Source organism: Microvirga vignae (assembly GCF_001017175.1).
GTDB classification, from domain to species: domain Bacteria; phylum Pseudomonadota; class Alphaproteobacteria; order Rhizobiales; family Beijerinckiaceae; genus Microvirga; species Microvirga vignae.
Window position 1 is genome coordinate 1 of record NZ_LCYG01000057.1, and the last position, 13,027, is coordinate 13,027.

Sequence of the window (13,027 nt, forward strand, 5' to 3'; positions counted from 1 at the left end):
CTGTCATGCCCCTTCAGATGGGCCCAACCGATTTTCCAGACACCCTCTAGCGCATCGTGTGGAAAAGTGGACGCGGTTTTCCTCTTTCAACGATGCTCTGTTTGAAAGAGGAAGCATCGGACCCAAAAGTGGACTCCACTTTTCACGTCCGATGCTTTAGGCCTCTCTCACGTTCGTGCCCCACCGGCGATGCAAAAATCCCTCCCAGGGTGAGAACATGAGCCGATCCACCAGGAGCCCGATGATCACGATCACCAGCATGATGCCGATCACCTGTTCCATGGCATTGAGCTCGCGCCCGTAATGGAGCAGGTGGCCGAGGCCGAAGCCGGTGAGGATCGTGACATAGATCTCCGCTGCCATCAGCGAACGCCAGGCAAAAGCCCAGCCCTGCTTCATGCCGGTGACCAGGAACGGCAGGGAGGCGGGCAGGATCACCCGCGTCCATTTGTGAAAGCCGACCGAACCCATGGTGCGGGCCGCGCGGGCATAGATCGGGGGGATGTTGCGCGCGCCGTGATCGGTGGCGATGATCACGGACCATACGGTGCCCATGATCACGACGAAAAGCATCGCACTTTCCGTCTGTCCGAACCACACGAGCGCCAGCGGCACCCAGCAGACGCTCGGCAGCGTCTGCAGCCCCAACGCGAGCGAGCCGACGGTGTCCTCGAGAAACCGTGTCGTGCTGGTGAGAAGCCCGAGCGGAAGGCCGATGAGAACGCCGGCCGCATAGCCGACCAGCAGCCGCTTGAGTGTCACCCAGGTGGATTCCAGAAGCGTGCCGTCAAGGAGAGCGCTCCAGACGTATTCCGCCACATAGATGGGCGAAGGCAGAAGCACGGCGGACCAGCGTCCGCTGCGCACTGCCAGCTCCCACAGACCGATGAGAACTGCGAAAAAGATAAAGGCGAGAGCCGCGCGTTTCATTCAGAAGCCGCTCCTTTCATGGTGCCTTTCAGTGCCGACGCGATCCTCGATGCGTAAGCGGCAAGCTCCGGGCTGTTGATGTCGCGCGGACGGGGCAGGGGAATGTCGAAAATCTGCGCAATCCGACCCGGAGAGGGTGACATCAGCACAATGCGATCGCCAAGACACACGGCCTCGCGCACATTGTGCGTGACGAACACGATGGTCTTGCGGCTTTCCATCCAGATGCGCTGAATGTCCTCATAAAGCTGGTCGCGCGTGAGCGCATCCAGAGCCGCGAAAGGCTCGTCCATCAGCAGCACCTGCGGATCGGGAGCGAGCGCGCGGGCCAGGGCCACGCGCTGTTTCATGCCGCCTGATAGCTGATGGGCCTGCGCATGCTTGAACTTCGTGAGGCCCACGAGTTCGAGATATTCATTGGCGATCTCGCGCCGTTCCTTGTTGGTGAGGTCCGGTCGCAGCTTGAGACCGAACATCACATTCCCGAACGCATCGAGCCATGGAAACAATGCCGATTCCTGGAACATCACCAGGCGCTGCCGCCCGGGTCCATCGACAACCTTGCCGTCGGCCAGCACCTGCCCCGCATCGGGCCTGGTGAGGCCTGCAATGATGTCCAGCAATGTGGATTTTCCGCATCCGCTGGGGCCGAGCAGGCAGATGAACTCACCCTCTGCTACGGTGAGGGAGACATTGTCCAGCGCCTGCACCTTGCTGCTGCGGGAGGGCGTAAACCATTTGGAGACGCCCTCGATGACGAGCTTCGCGCGTCGGGCTTCTGAGGAATGGAAAGGAGCCACTTGCATTATGGTGCCTCGATCAAGCGGCCGAGATCGGGCGTGCCGCGCAGGAAGCCGACCTGCTGAGCGCTCGTGACGAAGGATTGGAATGCCGCAAGCGTCACTTCCGGCGTGATGCTCATGCGAGCCCAGGCGCGGGCCAGGAGTTCGGCATTCATGTCGATCTTGAAGGACGCCTGCAGTTCCTCGCGGGCGAGGCGCTGCGCTTCATCCGGATTCTGCTTGATCCACTCGGTCAGCTCGCGATGCGCGGTTACGAAGCGCTTGGCCATATCGCGGTTCTTTGCCAGGAACTCGGCGCTCGAGACGAGCACGGTGGTGATCGCGTCCTTCTCTTCCACCAGAACCTTGCCGCCGACCTCCGCTTCGAGGCGCGACACCCATGGCTCAACGGTCCACACGGCGTCGAGCTGCTTGTTCTGGAACAAGGAGAGCTGGTCGGGATTGCTGGTGGGAACCACCTGTGCGTCGCCGCCTGTCTGGGTGATGCGTAAGCCCCCGGCGACAAGCCAGGCGCGGGCCGCCACATCCTGCGTGTTGCCGAATTGCGGCGTAGCGATGCGCTTGCCTTTGAAGTCGGCAGGCTTGGCGAGGCCGGAATCCGGCTGCACGACGAGAGCGGAGCCGCCGTTCACGGCACCCGCGATCACGCGCACTTCGTCGCCGCGCGAGCGCGCATAGGCATTGAGGGCGGGATTGGGACCCACATAGGTCAGGTCGAGGGATCGCGCAAAGAGCGCCTCCATGGCGCTCGGGCCTGCATTATAGACGTACCACTCGATCTTCACGTCCGGTCCGAGCCGGTCCTTGAACCAGCCCTTTCCCTGCCGCTCCATGGCGCGGGCTACGAGAGCCTGGACGTGTGTGATGTTGGGGAAATGCCCGACCCGCAGGGTCGTGCCTTGCGCCAGGGCGGGCGCCTGCCCAGCCAACCAGAACGCCGACAGCACAAGAAGAAGCCGCCAAATTCGTTGCATTGTGTAGGTCCTCCAGCAACCGAAAGAGGCTAAGCTGTATGACCCGCGGGTCAATCAGCTCATATGGATCTGGTTATACCCCCTTTGAGCACTGGATTGCTATCGAATTAATCACACGACGATTACCGTATAATCAGTTCTGCTTCCTCTATCCTTGGCCTTATTCTAGTCATCGAAAGAAAAGGCGTTGCAAGCCTGCTGCATCGCACGAGAAAGAACACTCAAGTTCTTGCACTGCGACGGGAATTGTGAGGAAATCGAAAACGGGGGCGCCCTGTCGAAAAGGGAGGCCGTCATGAGAACCTATTATGTGTTCCAGGCCAAGGACACGCCTGGACTGCGCGGATTCACCGATGAGCCGCGTGCATCTCAGCTACCAGCCGAATATGGGCCATGGACCCGGGTCCAGGAGATCGGACCGGATGAGGAATGGACTCTCGATGTCAGCCGGGCCGTCGTTGCCTCCGGCATCCTGGAGAACGGCTATTACCTCTTAGGTCCCCTGAAGCAAGCCGCACCAAGACCCATCATCGAAAGCGACCGCGTCGAGGGAACAGCCGTCTATGACCGCAACAACGCGCAGATCGGCACCATCAAGCGTCTTATCATCGAGAAGGTGAGTGGGCGCGTCCTCTATGTGGATGTGACGTTCGGCGGTCTCTTCGGCGTGGGCGTTCACCATCACACCATTCCCTGGGACAAGCTCACCTACGACACGGAGCTCGAGGGCTACCATACCGACATCACGGAAGAGCAGCTGCGCGCCGCTCCAGTCTTCACGGACGAGCGCAGAGGCAAACTCAATGAAATCCATGAACGGGAGATGCAGAAGTACTGGCTTAATCTGACGTAAAAGCTGAATAGCCAACGCTATAACCTGATTTTTGTTTGCCACTTATCTGCCATATCGCAGGAATACCAAGGGCTTGCCTTCGTTGCTCACGAGTGAAACAGCGTGCGAGTCTCAACATGCAGATAGGCCCTCTCTCTCGATCGTCCCGCAGGTCACATGGCGTCGCCGGATTTCAGCTGCTGCGCGTCGTCACCGTACTTGGGCTTGCGGCAGCAGGCGCTTTTGCCGTTTCCCTGTCGGTGGAAGACCAAAGCCCTTCACTGGAGGCCGTTGCCGCCGCCGACCGGCAGCCTGACGGCACAAGCGCACCGCATTCCGCCGACGATCCTCAGCGGACCGCATCCCTGCAGGTTGCGACTGCGGACCCAAGCGCGCCTGGTCTGACCTCCGCCAGCGCCATGCCTTCCGTGGCTCCAGACGAGCCTGCTCAGGAAGACGCTCATGCCAGCACGCCGGCGGCTGACACGAGCCGCAATCAGGCCACCACTGAGCCTGTCGGCCCCAGCGGCGACACGCGACGGCCTGAGACGGAGCAGGCCGGCGCCAATGAAGCCTCGCGTCCCGCTGCTCCGGAAATGACAGGCGCCGTGAACGTCGCGAGCATCGCAAACAATCCGGCTCAAGGAACCGGGCTCGTCGACCTCAACACCGCATCCGTCGCGCAGCTCAATTCCTTACGCAACGTAGGCCCGCTCGGACGCGCCATCATCAAGGGCCGTCCCTATGCTTCGGTGGAGGATCTGGTGAAGCGCAAGGTGCTCCGCCGCTCGGTCTACGAGAAGATCAAGGATCAGATCACCGTTCGGTGAGATCTTCGCTCCAGCGATGCGCGCTGCCGGGACAATGTCCGGCCGAAGAAATATCTTTCCCCTTGCATGGGAGTGAGCGTGGGTGCTAAATCCCTCTCATTCCACAGGGGTGCTCCGTATGGCCGGGGCTGAGATGATGGCGACATGCCGTCGGACCCTTCAGCTGATCTGGATAATACCAGCGGAGCGAGGCGGCAATGTTTTCAGGAGCACAGGTCTCCCTCTATCCGATGTCCGACGATTTCGTCGGCATCATTCTCGAGGCGATCAAAGCGCTCGATCCCTACAGGCCCACATTCAGAATCGAGACGGACGACATCTCGACCCTTCTCGTCGGTCCGCCCGATCAGCTCTTCCCTGCCATGCGCGATCTCTTCGTGTCGGCTTCCCGTCATGGACCGCACTGCGTTCTCGCCGCAACCGTTTCCCGCGGGTGCCCCGGCGAGCCTGACGATCCAATCTGCACGCCGATTGCCGACGTGAATTTCGACAAGCCGCTCCCGGAGCGGATTGCTGCGGCTCTTGGCGCCGTGGAGGCCGCGCCGCGCATGGGGCAAAGCGTTGCCGCGCAATTCTCGCTCTATCCGCTCGGCAGCGGGCATCACATGGACGAGATCTACGGCTGCATCGAATTCCTCAAGCATTCCGGTGTTTTCGACAAATCGAAAAATTTCTGCACCAAGCTGCGCGGGGATGCGGGCCCCGTCTTCGCGACATTGAGCGAAGCCTTTCTGCGTTTCGGTGCGCCGCAGGGGCATGTGGCCCTCGACCTCAAGGTCTCGGCCAACAGCCCGACGGCAGTCTGAAGTCCCCTCGTTCTTTCCTCCCGTCACAAGAGGCTAACATGCCCAATTCACGTATCTGGACATTGAGGGAAACCCTCATTGTCGCCGTTCTCGGCGCGGTCTTTGCCGTGCTCTATCTCGGGTGGGTTCAGGTCTGGCTGATCGCGCAGGCCCTCTTCGGCTCTCTAACGATGGATGTGGTGATGGGCTTCTGGTTCGTCGCCTCCATGGTCGCAGCCGCAATCATCCGCAAGCCGGGTGTCGCCTTCGCGGCGGAAGTGCTGTCCGCAGGCGTGCAGATCCTGCTCGGCAGCCCGGCCGGGCTGATGCTCCTGGTCACGGGGGCCGTGCAGGGCGCAGGGGCAGAGCTGGTGTTCGCAGCGACACGCTGGCGCAATTATTCGCTGCCGGTCATGATGGCCGCCGGCGTCGGCGCTGCGATCTTTTCCTTCGCCTATACCTGGGTCCGCTTCGACTATGGGGCGCTGCAGCCTGGAATCCTGATCGCCATGTTCACGTTGCGCTGCGTGAGCGGCGCGCTGCTCGGCGGCTGGATGGGGCATGTCATCGTGCAGGCGCTCTACAAGACCGGCGCGCTCGCAGGTCTGGCGATCGATCATGACAAGCGAGCCGCAGCAGCCTGATCCTGCACTTGTGGCGCAGTGGAGGGAGGTGAGTGTCCACTATCCCTTCACGACGACAAGCGCTGTCGGAAGTGTTGATCTGTCGATCAACAGAGGTGAACGCGTGCTGCTGCTCGGGCCCTCCGGTTCGGGCAAGTCCACGCTTCTGCTCACTCTGACGGGCCTCGTCCCGGAGAGCATTCCGGCGAAGGTGGATGGCGAGATTCTCCTCTTCGGCGAGCGTGTCGCGGCACGCAAGCCATGGGCCTGGGCTGCGCGGGTCGCGCAATATTTCCAGGATGCCGATCAGACGCTGACCGGCATGCGCGTGGAAGACGAGATCGCGTTTGCGCTCGAAAACCGCGCCATCCCGCCCGCCGTCATTGCGGAGAAAGTCGCTCGGGCCATGCGCCGCGTCGGACTGCCCGACGCATGGCGAAAGCGCCGCTCCTCCACGCTCTCCGGTGGGGAAAAGCAGCTTGTCGCGCTGGCCGCAACGCTCGTCCAGGAGGCTGAATTCTTCATCGCCGACGAGCCGACGGCGCATCTGGCTCCGGAGGCGGCCCATCGTCTTCATGCGCTGCTCACGCACGGCGACCCTGAGCGCAGCATTCTCATTGTCGATCACAGGCTGGAAGGCCTGATCGAGTTCATCGACCGGCTGATCGTGCTGGGGCGGGACGGCACCATCGTCGCTGAAGGGCATCCGCGCATTGTCTTTCGCGAGAGGCGCGATCTTCTGATGGCGCAGGGCATCTGGTGCCCGGTCGCCTCTGCTCTCGACGGACGGCTTGAAGAGGCCGATATCGCACCGCCGACAGCGCCCCTGTCGATTGCGGAAGCGCTGGCGCACCTGGAGCCCGGCGTTGCATCTCCGTCGCAGATCGCGCAAGCACGCCCCGCCGTGCAGGCCTTCGTTGAAGCCTATGCACCGCGTGTCGCGGCTCCATCCCGGCAATCGCCCATGCTGACGCAATTGATCGAGGCCGATTGCGCTCCCTCTCTCGGCCCTGTCGTGTTGCGGCATGTGAATCTGAGCATTTGGGAAGGCGAGATCCTCGGCATCCTCGGCGCGAACGGCGCCGGAAAATCCACGCTCGGTCTTTGCCTCTCCGGTCTCCTGCCGTTGAAGGCAGGAAAGCGCAAAGGCGCCCCCGCCGGATATGCATTCCAGCGACCGGAGAACCAGTTCACCGCGGGCACGGTGCAGGAGGAGCTTCTGACGGCGCTGCCCGACGATATGCCGGCCGCTCTTAAAAGTAATCGCGTGGCAGAGATGCTGGCCCGGTGGGAATTGGCGAGCCTTGAGAGCCGGCATCCCTTCGAGCTGTCACAGGGGCAGAAGCGGCGTCTGGCGCTGGCCGCGCTCACGGTCTCCGATCGCTGGCCCCTGCTCGTGCTCGACGAGCCGACGGCGGGGCTCGATGCCTGGGGTGTTGCCAGATTGATCGAGCAAATCGAGTCGTTGCATGACACGGGGCGCGCCATTGCGGTTATTACGCATGATCTGGATTTCGCGTCGCGCCTGTGTCCTCGCTCCATTGTGGTGGGGGAGGGTGGAATCCTGGCCGATGGCCCCACGCAGGATCTGATGGACGATGCAGCCCTTCTGCGTCGCGCCGGATTGGTGGAGTCCGCACATCGGCAGGCCGTCCGATGGCTGCGACGGAGCGCGCCATGCTGAAAGCGCGTCACCCACTTGCCATCCTTTTCGTCTGCATCGTCGCGCTTGTTGCATCGATCCTCGCCTTCAATGCGCTGTTTCAGATCGCACTCATCGCTCTGGTCTGCGTGGCCCTCGTTGCCTTCAACCGCACATCGCCGCTCGTGCTGGGCGCTCTCATGCTGCCGTTCGCCCTGTTCGGCTTCGGTTTTCTCACGACGAGCGTTTTCTTCCGGCAGGAAAGCGATTTTGCCGTGAAGATGGCAGGCGAGGCTCTGCTGCAATCGTCCGGCTTCTCGGCCGGTCTCGTGCTTTTCTTTCGCGCGATCGCCTGCGGGATGGTTTCCGCCTTCTTCGCACTCACGACCGATCCCGGCGCTTTCGTGCGCGCGCTGATGGTCAGCGCGAAGCTGCCGCCACGGATCGGCTATTCGCTGTTTGCCGCCATGCAGCTCGTACCCGACCTTGCCGCGGAGGCGCAGCAGATGCGCATCGCCCACGCGATGAAAGCAGGTCGCCCGCCCCGCCGGATTCCCGGCCCCGTGCAGGTTTTCCGCCTCGTCATCCCGCTTCTCGCCTACGCCGTCCGCCGCGCCGGACGCACCGCCATTGCGCTTGAAGCCCGCGGCCTCTCGCCTAAGGGGCCGCGCACGGTCTTGAACGCTCCACGCTTCAGGCGCGGCGATGGCGTGTTCGTCATCATAGGACTGGCGGCAATCGGATTGTGTGGTGTGACGCTGCTGTGAGTTGGAATGGGCCAAGTGCGTCGTCACCAGCTGCGTCGTCACCAGCTGCGTTGTCATGGCCATCCCCGGACTTGATCCGGGGATCCACGTCTCATTGCAGCGGTGTTTCCAGGACGTGGATGCCCGCAACAAGCGCGGGCATGACGAGGAGGGGCAGCTCTCATACCTCCGGCCGCCTGAACACGCCATCGATCATCTGTCCGCGTCCGATCAGCTCCGGTGGCGCGTTCTCCCAGTCGATCTCCTGCGGCTGGCGGTTGTGCCGGTAGACCATCCAGCGGCCTTGGGCGTCCTGGTACACGCCGTAGATCAGGCGGCCCTCGTCATGACGCGCGGGGCCGATGAGGTCGCGCAGGCCGCGCATCACGAGCCATGTGAGGCCGAGCAGGGTCAGCGGCACGGCGACGAGCCACAGGGCCTGGATGGCTTCGGCCCAAGTGTGGAACTTGGAGAGCCAGTCGGCCCACGGAGAATAGGGCTGGTCCATCGCAACAACTCCCTTACGTGAAGCGACCACCAGCGCCGCTGGTGGTCGGGGAGTTGAGAAGCCGCCCATGGACGACCGCGATGACCTTTAGGCTCTCGCCCTGGACATGCGTCACCGCCTCCCCGGCCGTAAGGCTGGGAAGGCATCGTCACGGCCGATACCGGCCGCCATGGGTTGAGGTTCTCACGCCCCAGAACCGGGTGCGCCCGGCTCCGGTGATGAGATAACACGTAACAGTGGCAAGGGGTCAATGGAGTTGCCGCAATCGAGCCGCATCCTCCACCGTCATGGCCGCGCTCCCTCGTCATCCCCGCGCAGGCGGGAATCCAGAACTGCGAGGTTTCAAAAGAAGACGCAAGGCTGGCCGCTCTGTCTTGGAAGTCGTGATTATGGATCCCGGGCTCCGCTGCGCGGCCCCGGGACGACGAAGGAGGGCCATGGCCAGCGGGGCAACTGGAGTCCCAGACCACTGCGATTTGGTCTGTTCTTCGAGAGCGAGGCTGCGGGGCTATCAGGATCGGTGAAGATGGAGGATAATGAGCCAGTTCGCCTACAGAAGGAGGGATCAATGCCCGAATTCAAGCGGCTGGCCGAGGGGGAGAGACCCGCAGACCAGGACAAATATCTGCTCATCGAGGAACTCTGGGAGCCCTTCATCGGGCTGCAGTACAGGTTCGTCGGGTCGGGCTGTCACCTGGAGAGCGAGTATACGGACACTACTTGGGAGGATACGCGGCAACGGGCCTTGGCTCTGGCCGAGAAGTGGGGTCTCCAGGTGGTCTACCTGAGCAGGGACTGCAGCCCGGACTGCGACTGTGATGGGGCTTAGAATGGCAAGGGACGAGCCAAGGTTTCGCTATCTTCCGTCGGTATGCTCGGGAGCTTGCGGATCAAATCCTGGTGGCTGCGCAAGTCCTTGAGATCGTCCCGCATGGCCTGAAGCAACTCTTGGGCAGCCATCGTCTCTTGGCCCGTCTGGGCGAGTTCCTCGATGAGGCGAGCCTGTGCTGCGACTCGCCGCTCGCCTTCGGCTATGTCGAGATCAAGCTGGGCCAATTTTGCCTGATCGAGTTCCAATCCGACCAATTCGTCTTGGTCGATCGACATGGAAAACCTCCACATTTGCGAAATAATTAGGCCCTCCAGGATCTTCTACAATCTCTTGGATCAATCAGTCGCACATTTCACGATGGAAAAGGCGTGAATGCCCGCAATACGTGCGGGAATGACGGGGGAGGCCGCGGCCGACCAAGCACGCTGCGCCTCAAATCCCCGCCCCATCCTCGAACCACCATTCCCGCACCTCCCAGCCATAGCCTTCCTCCTCCATGATGCGGTCGAGATGGGCCTGAAGCTCGTCGCGCAGCTCGTGCAGGGTGCGGCCCTCGGGCTTGCTGAGGTCGGGGGCATCGTCGTCGGGCCCGGAGGGCGGGCGGATGCGCTTGTCCATCTCTCCCAGCGTCCGAGTGAGGCGGGCGAGCGGCTGGAGGGCGCGTTCCGCGCGCTCGATGGGCTGCGTCTCCAGAACCTCGGCATGACGCTCCGCGAGAGTCCAGAGCCGGTCGACGATCTGCCCGCGCCGGTCGCCCGCCCGCGGGTGTGCGGAATTGCGCCGGCGCGAGGGCTCCGGGTTGCGTCTGGCGATGGCGGGCGGCGGGGCAGCCCCGGCCGGGCGCTTCCAGTGGCCCTCGGCCGCATAGCGCGAGACGGTGGAGACCGAGACGCCGAGCTCCTGTCCGATGCGCCTGTAGGAACGGGTGGTGCACTCCACCCAGTCGCGCATCAGGGCAATCCGGTCAGGCGGAAGCTTCTCCCGGATCCCTGAGGGAGCGGGGCCGTCGGGATCTGATGGGGCGGGGGAGGAGGGTAACGACGTCATGACCACGGGCTCTTCATCGATGAGAACAAACCATGAACAATGTAGCGTATGGTGGGAAACGGTCAAGGTTGGAGGGCTCAGGCAGCTTCCGTCATTCTGCGGGGCAGCCGATGGGATCGCGTGCAGAATGGAGCAATCCTTTTGTCGTCATCCCCGGCCCTGTGCTGGTGATCCCGATCCGAATAGCGCCGCGCCCTTCTTGTCGGGATGGCCGGGACATGCCCGGCCATGACGAGGAAGGTTCGGTGAACGATCCCGGATCGGTGCTCCGCTACGTCCGGGACTGTCTTCCCTTGGGGATGTCAGCCCTGGAACGACCCGGTTCAGGCGTTCCAGCCGTTCCAGGACCGTTCCAGGGGGCGTTCCAGGGGAGGGCTCTGGAACGTTTCATCACCGTTCCAGCGGCAATCGATGACTTTTCATCATTTGTGCTGATGGTCCGATCGGCGTAATCGGAGCGTCTTCAGACAATCGGGACGCACCCATGACCCAGGCCACCGCCATGATGTCCGCGCCGGACGCCAAGCGCTTCGACGGAACCACCTTCGGGCTCTATGCCGCCACCGTGTTCCTGTGGGGCGTGAGCTGGATCGGCATCCGCGCGCAGCTCGGGGTCGTGGCTCCGGAGATGTCGGTGCTGTGGCGCTTCCTGCTTTCGGCCGCGCTCATGTGGGGATGGGTGCTCGTCACCGGCCACCAAGTGCGCTTTGCGCTTGCCGATCACCTGCGCTTCGCGGCGGTGGGGTGCTGCCTGTTCTCCTTCAACTTCATCTCGTTCTATTACGGCGGATTGAGCGTGCCGTCGGGCCTGCTCTCCGTGGTGTTCTCGCTCGCTTCCGTGTTCAACCTGATCCTGAGCTTCGTCATCTTCCGGCAGAAGGTGGAGCCGCGCGTGGCATTGGGCGGCGTGATCGGCGTCGCCGGCATCGGGCTTCTGTTCTGGCCGGAGATCACGGGCGCGGGCTTCAATGCGGCGGCGCTGAAAGGTCTCGGGCTTTGCGTGATGGGCACGCTGTTCTTCTGCTCCGGCAACATGATCTCGACATTGGTGCAGCGTCGCGGCGCGCCGCTTCTCTCCGCAACCGCCTGGGGCATGACCTATGGCTGCGTGGTGCTGCTGGCGTTGAACGGCTTACGCGGCAATGCCTTCGTCATCGAGCCGACCGCGAAATACATCGGCTCGCTGCTCTATCTCGCCATCGGCGCGTCGGTGCTGGCCTTCATGTCTTATCTCACGCTGCTGCGACGCTTAGGCGCCGCGCGCGCGGGCTATGCGACGGTGCTGTTCCCCATCGTGGCGCTCACGGTCTCGACGCTGATCGAGGGCTATGTGTGGACGCCGCTCGCAGGTTTAGGCGTCGTGCTGGCGCTCTGCGGCAACGTGCTGGTGCTGCGCAAACCGGCTGCGAAGTAAGGCCTGCTCCGCAGCGGCCTTACTCGGCGGCTTTACTCGGCAGCGACCTCACTCGGCAGCGACCTGGAACACCGGGCGCGTGGAGCCCAGATTGTCGAGCGACTGCTTGATGTGGAAGCCCAGAGCATCGGCAAGCGGGTTCTCCTCGCCGCGTGCGCGGATGAGGCCGATCTTGCACGAGGGCAGGGCGGGAAAGCCGTCGGAGGGCCCGAGGATCCGCATGCCGGGACGCACGGCGCTTTCCGGCAGAACCGACACGGCGAGACCTGCGAGAACCGCCGCGCCCACGGCGGTCGAATGATAGCTCACATAAGCGACCCGGAAGGCGCGGTCCGCGCTCTCCAGGGCCTCCGTCGCCGAGTGGCGCCAGTCGCAGTTCGGGCGGCCGAGGGCCAGCGGGATCGGGCTCTCCTCGTGTACGCCATGGCGCGCGGACGTGACCCACAGGAGCTGCTCGATGCGCACGATCTCGGAGGGGCCGCGCCGGTCCACATGGGTGATGATGGCCAGATCCAGATCGCCGTGCTGCACGCGCTCGATCAGGTTGTGCGTCGGCTCGCACATCACCGTCACCTCGGCTTTCGGGTTCGAGCGCGAGAAGCGCGCCAGGATCTCCGGCAGGTAACGGTCGGCGTAATCATCGGGCAGTCCCAGGCGCACGCGTCCCGTCAGCTCGTTCTCGTTGAAGGCGGCTATGCATTCCGCATTCAGCCGCACGATCCGGCGTGCGTAATCGAGAAGCCGCTCGCCCTCGTCCGTGAGCTTGGAGAGGCGTCCGTCACGCTCGAAGATAGGCCTGCCGACCCGGTCCTCCAGCCGCTTCATCTGCATGGATACCGCACTCTGCGTCTTGTGCACGATCTCCGCCGCACGGGTGAACGACCCCGTATCCGCGATCGCCACGAAGGTCCGGAGCTGGTCGATGTCGAGCAAATGCATGGCGTGAGTCCTCCCCATCAATTTAGATGATGATACATATCTCAAATAATCGTTTCAAGTGATGAAACATCCCATGCTATACATTCCAGTAGGATCAAAAATTAGCCTTTTACATCAAAAGG

The 13,027-nt window shown here is 62.9% G+C and carries 15 protein-coding genes and 1 riboswitch; of the genes, 8 read left to right on the forward strand and 7 right to left on the reverse strand.

Features of this window, described 5'->3' with window-relative positions; translation table 11 throughout:
- Positions 1–156: 156 nt before the first annotated feature.
- The 3 genes from AA309_RS21180 to AA309_RS21190 are packed head-to-tail and all read right to left on the reverse strand — an operon-like array spanning position 157 to position 2,707.
- On the reverse strand, positions 157–930 hold the full coding sequence (locus AA309_RS21180) for an ABC transporter permease (protein WP_047191018.1): 774 nt from the start codon (positions 928–930) through the stop codon (positions 157–159).
- Positions 927–1,736 (reverse strand): ABC transporter ATP-binding protein, encoded by an 810-nt coding sequence (locus tag AA309_RS21185; protein WP_047191019.1) that lies wholly within the window; start codon positions 1,734–1,736, stop codon positions 927–929. Before AA309_RS21185 ends, AA309_RS21180 begins: the two co-directional genes overlap by 4 nt.
- Positions 1,736–2,707 carry an ABC transporter substrate-binding protein gene (locus AA309_RS21190; protein WP_047191020.1) on the reverse strand — a complete coding sequence of 324 codons (972 nt, stop codon included), beginning with the start codon at positions 2,705–2,707 and terminating at the stop codon, positions 1,736–1,738. Before AA309_RS21190 ends, AA309_RS21185 begins: the two co-directional genes overlap by 1 nt.
- Before the next feature lie 295 nt (positions 2,708–3,002).
- Between AA309_RS21190 and AA309_RS32330 the strand changes: the two genes are divergently transcribed.
- The 6 genes from AA309_RS32330 to AA309_RS21220 all read left to right on the forward strand — a co-directional run bounded on the left by AA309_RS32330 (position 3,003) and on the right by AA309_RS21220 (position 8,186).
- On the forward strand, positions 3,003–3,560 hold the full coding sequence (locus tag AA309_RS32330; RefSeq protein ID WP_052954909.1) for a PRC-barrel domain-containing protein: 558 nt from the start codon (positions 3,003–3,005) through the stop codon (positions 3,558–3,560).
- 116 nt (positions 3,561–3,676) lie between these two features.
- On the forward strand, positions 3,677–4,369 hold the full coding sequence (locus AA309_RS36680; protein WP_052954910.1) for a helix-hairpin-helix domain-containing protein: 693 nt from the start codon (positions 3,677–3,679) through the stop codon (positions 4,367–4,369).
- Positions 4,370–4,464: 95 nt separating this feature from the next.
- A riboswitch (TPP riboswitch) is annotated at positions 4,465–4,576 on the forward strand.
- Positions 4,567–5,175, forward strand: coding sequence for a YkoF family thiamine/hydroxymethylpyrimidine-binding protein (locus tag AA309_RS21205; protein WP_047191021.1), 609 nt, complete (start codon positions 4,567–4,569; stop codon positions 5,173–5,175). (Overlaps the previous riboswitch by 10 nt.)
- Before the next feature lie 38 nt (positions 5,176–5,213).
- Positions 5,214–5,798, forward strand: coding sequence for an ECF transporter S component (locus AA309_RS21210; RefSeq protein WP_047191022.1), 585 nt, complete (start codon positions 5,214–5,216; stop codon positions 5,796–5,798).
- The gene (locus tag AA309_RS32340; protein WP_052954911.1) at positions 5,773–7,461 is read left to right on the forward strand and encodes an ABC transporter ATP-binding protein; all 1,689 of its coding nucleotides are present in this window, start codon (positions 5,773–5,775) and stop codon (positions 7,459–7,461) included. Before AA309_RS21210 ends, AA309_RS32340 begins: the two co-directional genes overlap by 26 nt.
- A complete protein-coding gene (locus AA309_RS21220) occupies positions 7,455–8,186 on the forward strand; it encodes an energy-coupling factor transporter transmembrane component T family protein (RefSeq protein ID WP_047191071.1) in 732 nt (243 codons plus the stop codon). The genes AA309_RS32340 and AA309_RS21220 overlap by 7 nt, the downstream gene beginning before the upstream one ends.
- 160 nt (positions 8,187–8,346) lie before the next feature.
- Here the strand turns inward: AA309_RS21220 and AA309_RS21225 are convergent, their stop codons facing one another.
- Positions 8,347–8,673 (reverse strand): hypothetical protein, encoded by a 327-nt coding sequence (locus tag AA309_RS21225; protein ID WP_047191023.1) that lies wholly within the window; start codon positions 8,671–8,673, stop codon positions 8,347–8,349.
- A gap of 568 nt (positions 8,674–9,241) precedes the next feature.
- Between AA309_RS21225 and AA309_RS21230 the strand changes: the two genes are divergently transcribed.
- Complete coding sequence (locus AA309_RS21230) at positions 9,242–9,502, forward strand: hypothetical protein (protein WP_047191024.1); 261 nt, start codon at positions 9,242–9,244, stop codon at positions 9,500–9,502.
- On the opposite strand, the gene AA309_RS21235 is transcribed toward AA309_RS21230, so the two are convergent.
- Together AA309_RS21235 and AA309_RS21240 are read right to left on the reverse strand one after the other, a co-directional pair.
- Positions 9,499–9,780, reverse strand: coding sequence for a hypothetical protein (locus AA309_RS21235; RefSeq protein ID WP_047191025.1), 282 nt, complete (start codon positions 9,778–9,780; stop codon positions 9,499–9,501). The two genes, AA309_RS21230 and AA309_RS21235, sit on opposite strands and share 4 nt — an antisense overlap.
- 157 nt (positions 9,781–9,937) lie before the next feature.
- The gene (locus AA309_RS21240; RefSeq protein ID WP_150117675.1) at positions 9,938–10,552 is read right to left on the reverse strand and encodes a hypothetical protein; all 615 of its coding nucleotides are present in this window, start codon (positions 10,550–10,552) and stop codon (positions 9,938–9,940) included.
- A 484-nt stretch (positions 10,553–11,036) separates the two neighbouring features.
- Between AA309_RS21240 and AA309_RS21245 the strand changes: the two genes are divergently transcribed.
- Positions 11,037–11,966, forward strand: coding sequence for a DMT family transporter (locus AA309_RS21245; protein ID WP_047191027.1), 930 nt, complete (start codon positions 11,037–11,039; stop codon positions 11,964–11,966).
- Between the two features lie 48 nt (positions 11,967–12,014).
- On the opposite strand, the gene AA309_RS21250 is transcribed toward AA309_RS21245, so the two are convergent.
- Positions 12,015–12,905, reverse strand: a complete 891-nt coding sequence (locus tag AA309_RS21250) for a LysR substrate-binding domain-containing protein (RefSeq protein WP_047191028.1) — start codon at positions 12,903–12,905, stop codon at positions 12,015–12,017.
- Between the last annotated feature and the right edge of the window lie 122 nt (positions 12,906–13,027).

Bases quoted from the DNA above. Each gene is read 5' to 3' on its own strand.
- AA309_RS21180 (WP_047191018.1), bottom strand. From the start codon at position 930: ATGAAACGCGCGGCTCTCGCCTTTATCTTTTTCGCAGTTCTCATCGGT.
- AA309_RS21185 (WP_047191019.1), bottom strand. From the start codon at position 1,736: ATGCAAGTGGCTCCTTTCCATTCCTCAGAAGCCCGACGCGCGAAGCTC.
- AA309_RS21190 (WP_047191020.1), bottom strand. From the start codon at position 2,707: ATGCAACGAATTTGGCGGCTTCTTCTTGTGCTGTCGGCGTTCTGGTTG.
- AA309_RS32330 (WP_052954909.1), top strand. From the start codon at position 3,003: ATGAGAACCTATTATGTGTTCCAGGCCAAGGACACGCCTGGACTGCGC.
- AA309_RS36680 (WP_052954910.1), top strand. From the start codon at position 3,677: ATGCAGATAGGCCCTCTCTCTCGATCGTCCCGCAGGTCACATGGCGTC.
- AA309_RS21205 (WP_047191021.1), top strand. From the start codon at position 4,567: ATGTTTTCAGGAGCACAGGTCTCCCTCTATCCGATGTCCGACGATTTC.
- AA309_RS21210 (WP_047191022.1), top strand. From the start codon at position 5,214: ATGCCCAATTCACGTATCTGGACATTGAGGGAAACCCTCATTGTCGCC.
- AA309_RS32340 (WP_052954911.1), top strand. From the start codon at position 5,773: ATGACAAGCGAGCCGCAGCAGCCTGATCCTGCACTTGTGGCGCAGTGG.
- AA309_RS21220 (WP_047191071.1), top strand. From the start codon at position 7,455: ATGCTGAAAGCGCGTCACCCACTTGCCATCCTTTTCGTCTGCATCGTC.
- AA309_RS21225 (WP_047191023.1), bottom strand. From the start codon at position 8,673: ATGGACCAGCCCTATTCTCCGTGGGCCGACTGGCTCTCCAAGTTCCAC.
- AA309_RS21230 (WP_047191024.1), top strand. From the start codon at position 9,242: ATGCCCGAATTCAAGCGGCTGGCCGAGGGGGAGAGACCCGCAGACCAG.
- AA309_RS21235 (WP_047191025.1), bottom strand. From the start codon at position 9,780: ATGTCGATCGACCAAGACGAATTGGTCGGATTGGAACTCGATCAGGCA.
- AA309_RS21240 (WP_150117675.1), bottom strand. From the start codon at position 10,552: ATGACGTCGTTACCCTCCTCCCCCGCCCCATCAGATCCCGACGGCCCC.
- AA309_RS21245 (WP_047191027.1), top strand. From the start codon at position 11,037: ATGACCCAGGCCACCGCCATGATGTCCGCGCCGGACGCCAAGCGCTTC.
- AA309_RS21250 (WP_047191028.1), bottom strand. From the start codon at position 12,905: ATGCATTTGCTCGACATCGACCAGCTCCGGACCTTCGTGGCGATCGCG.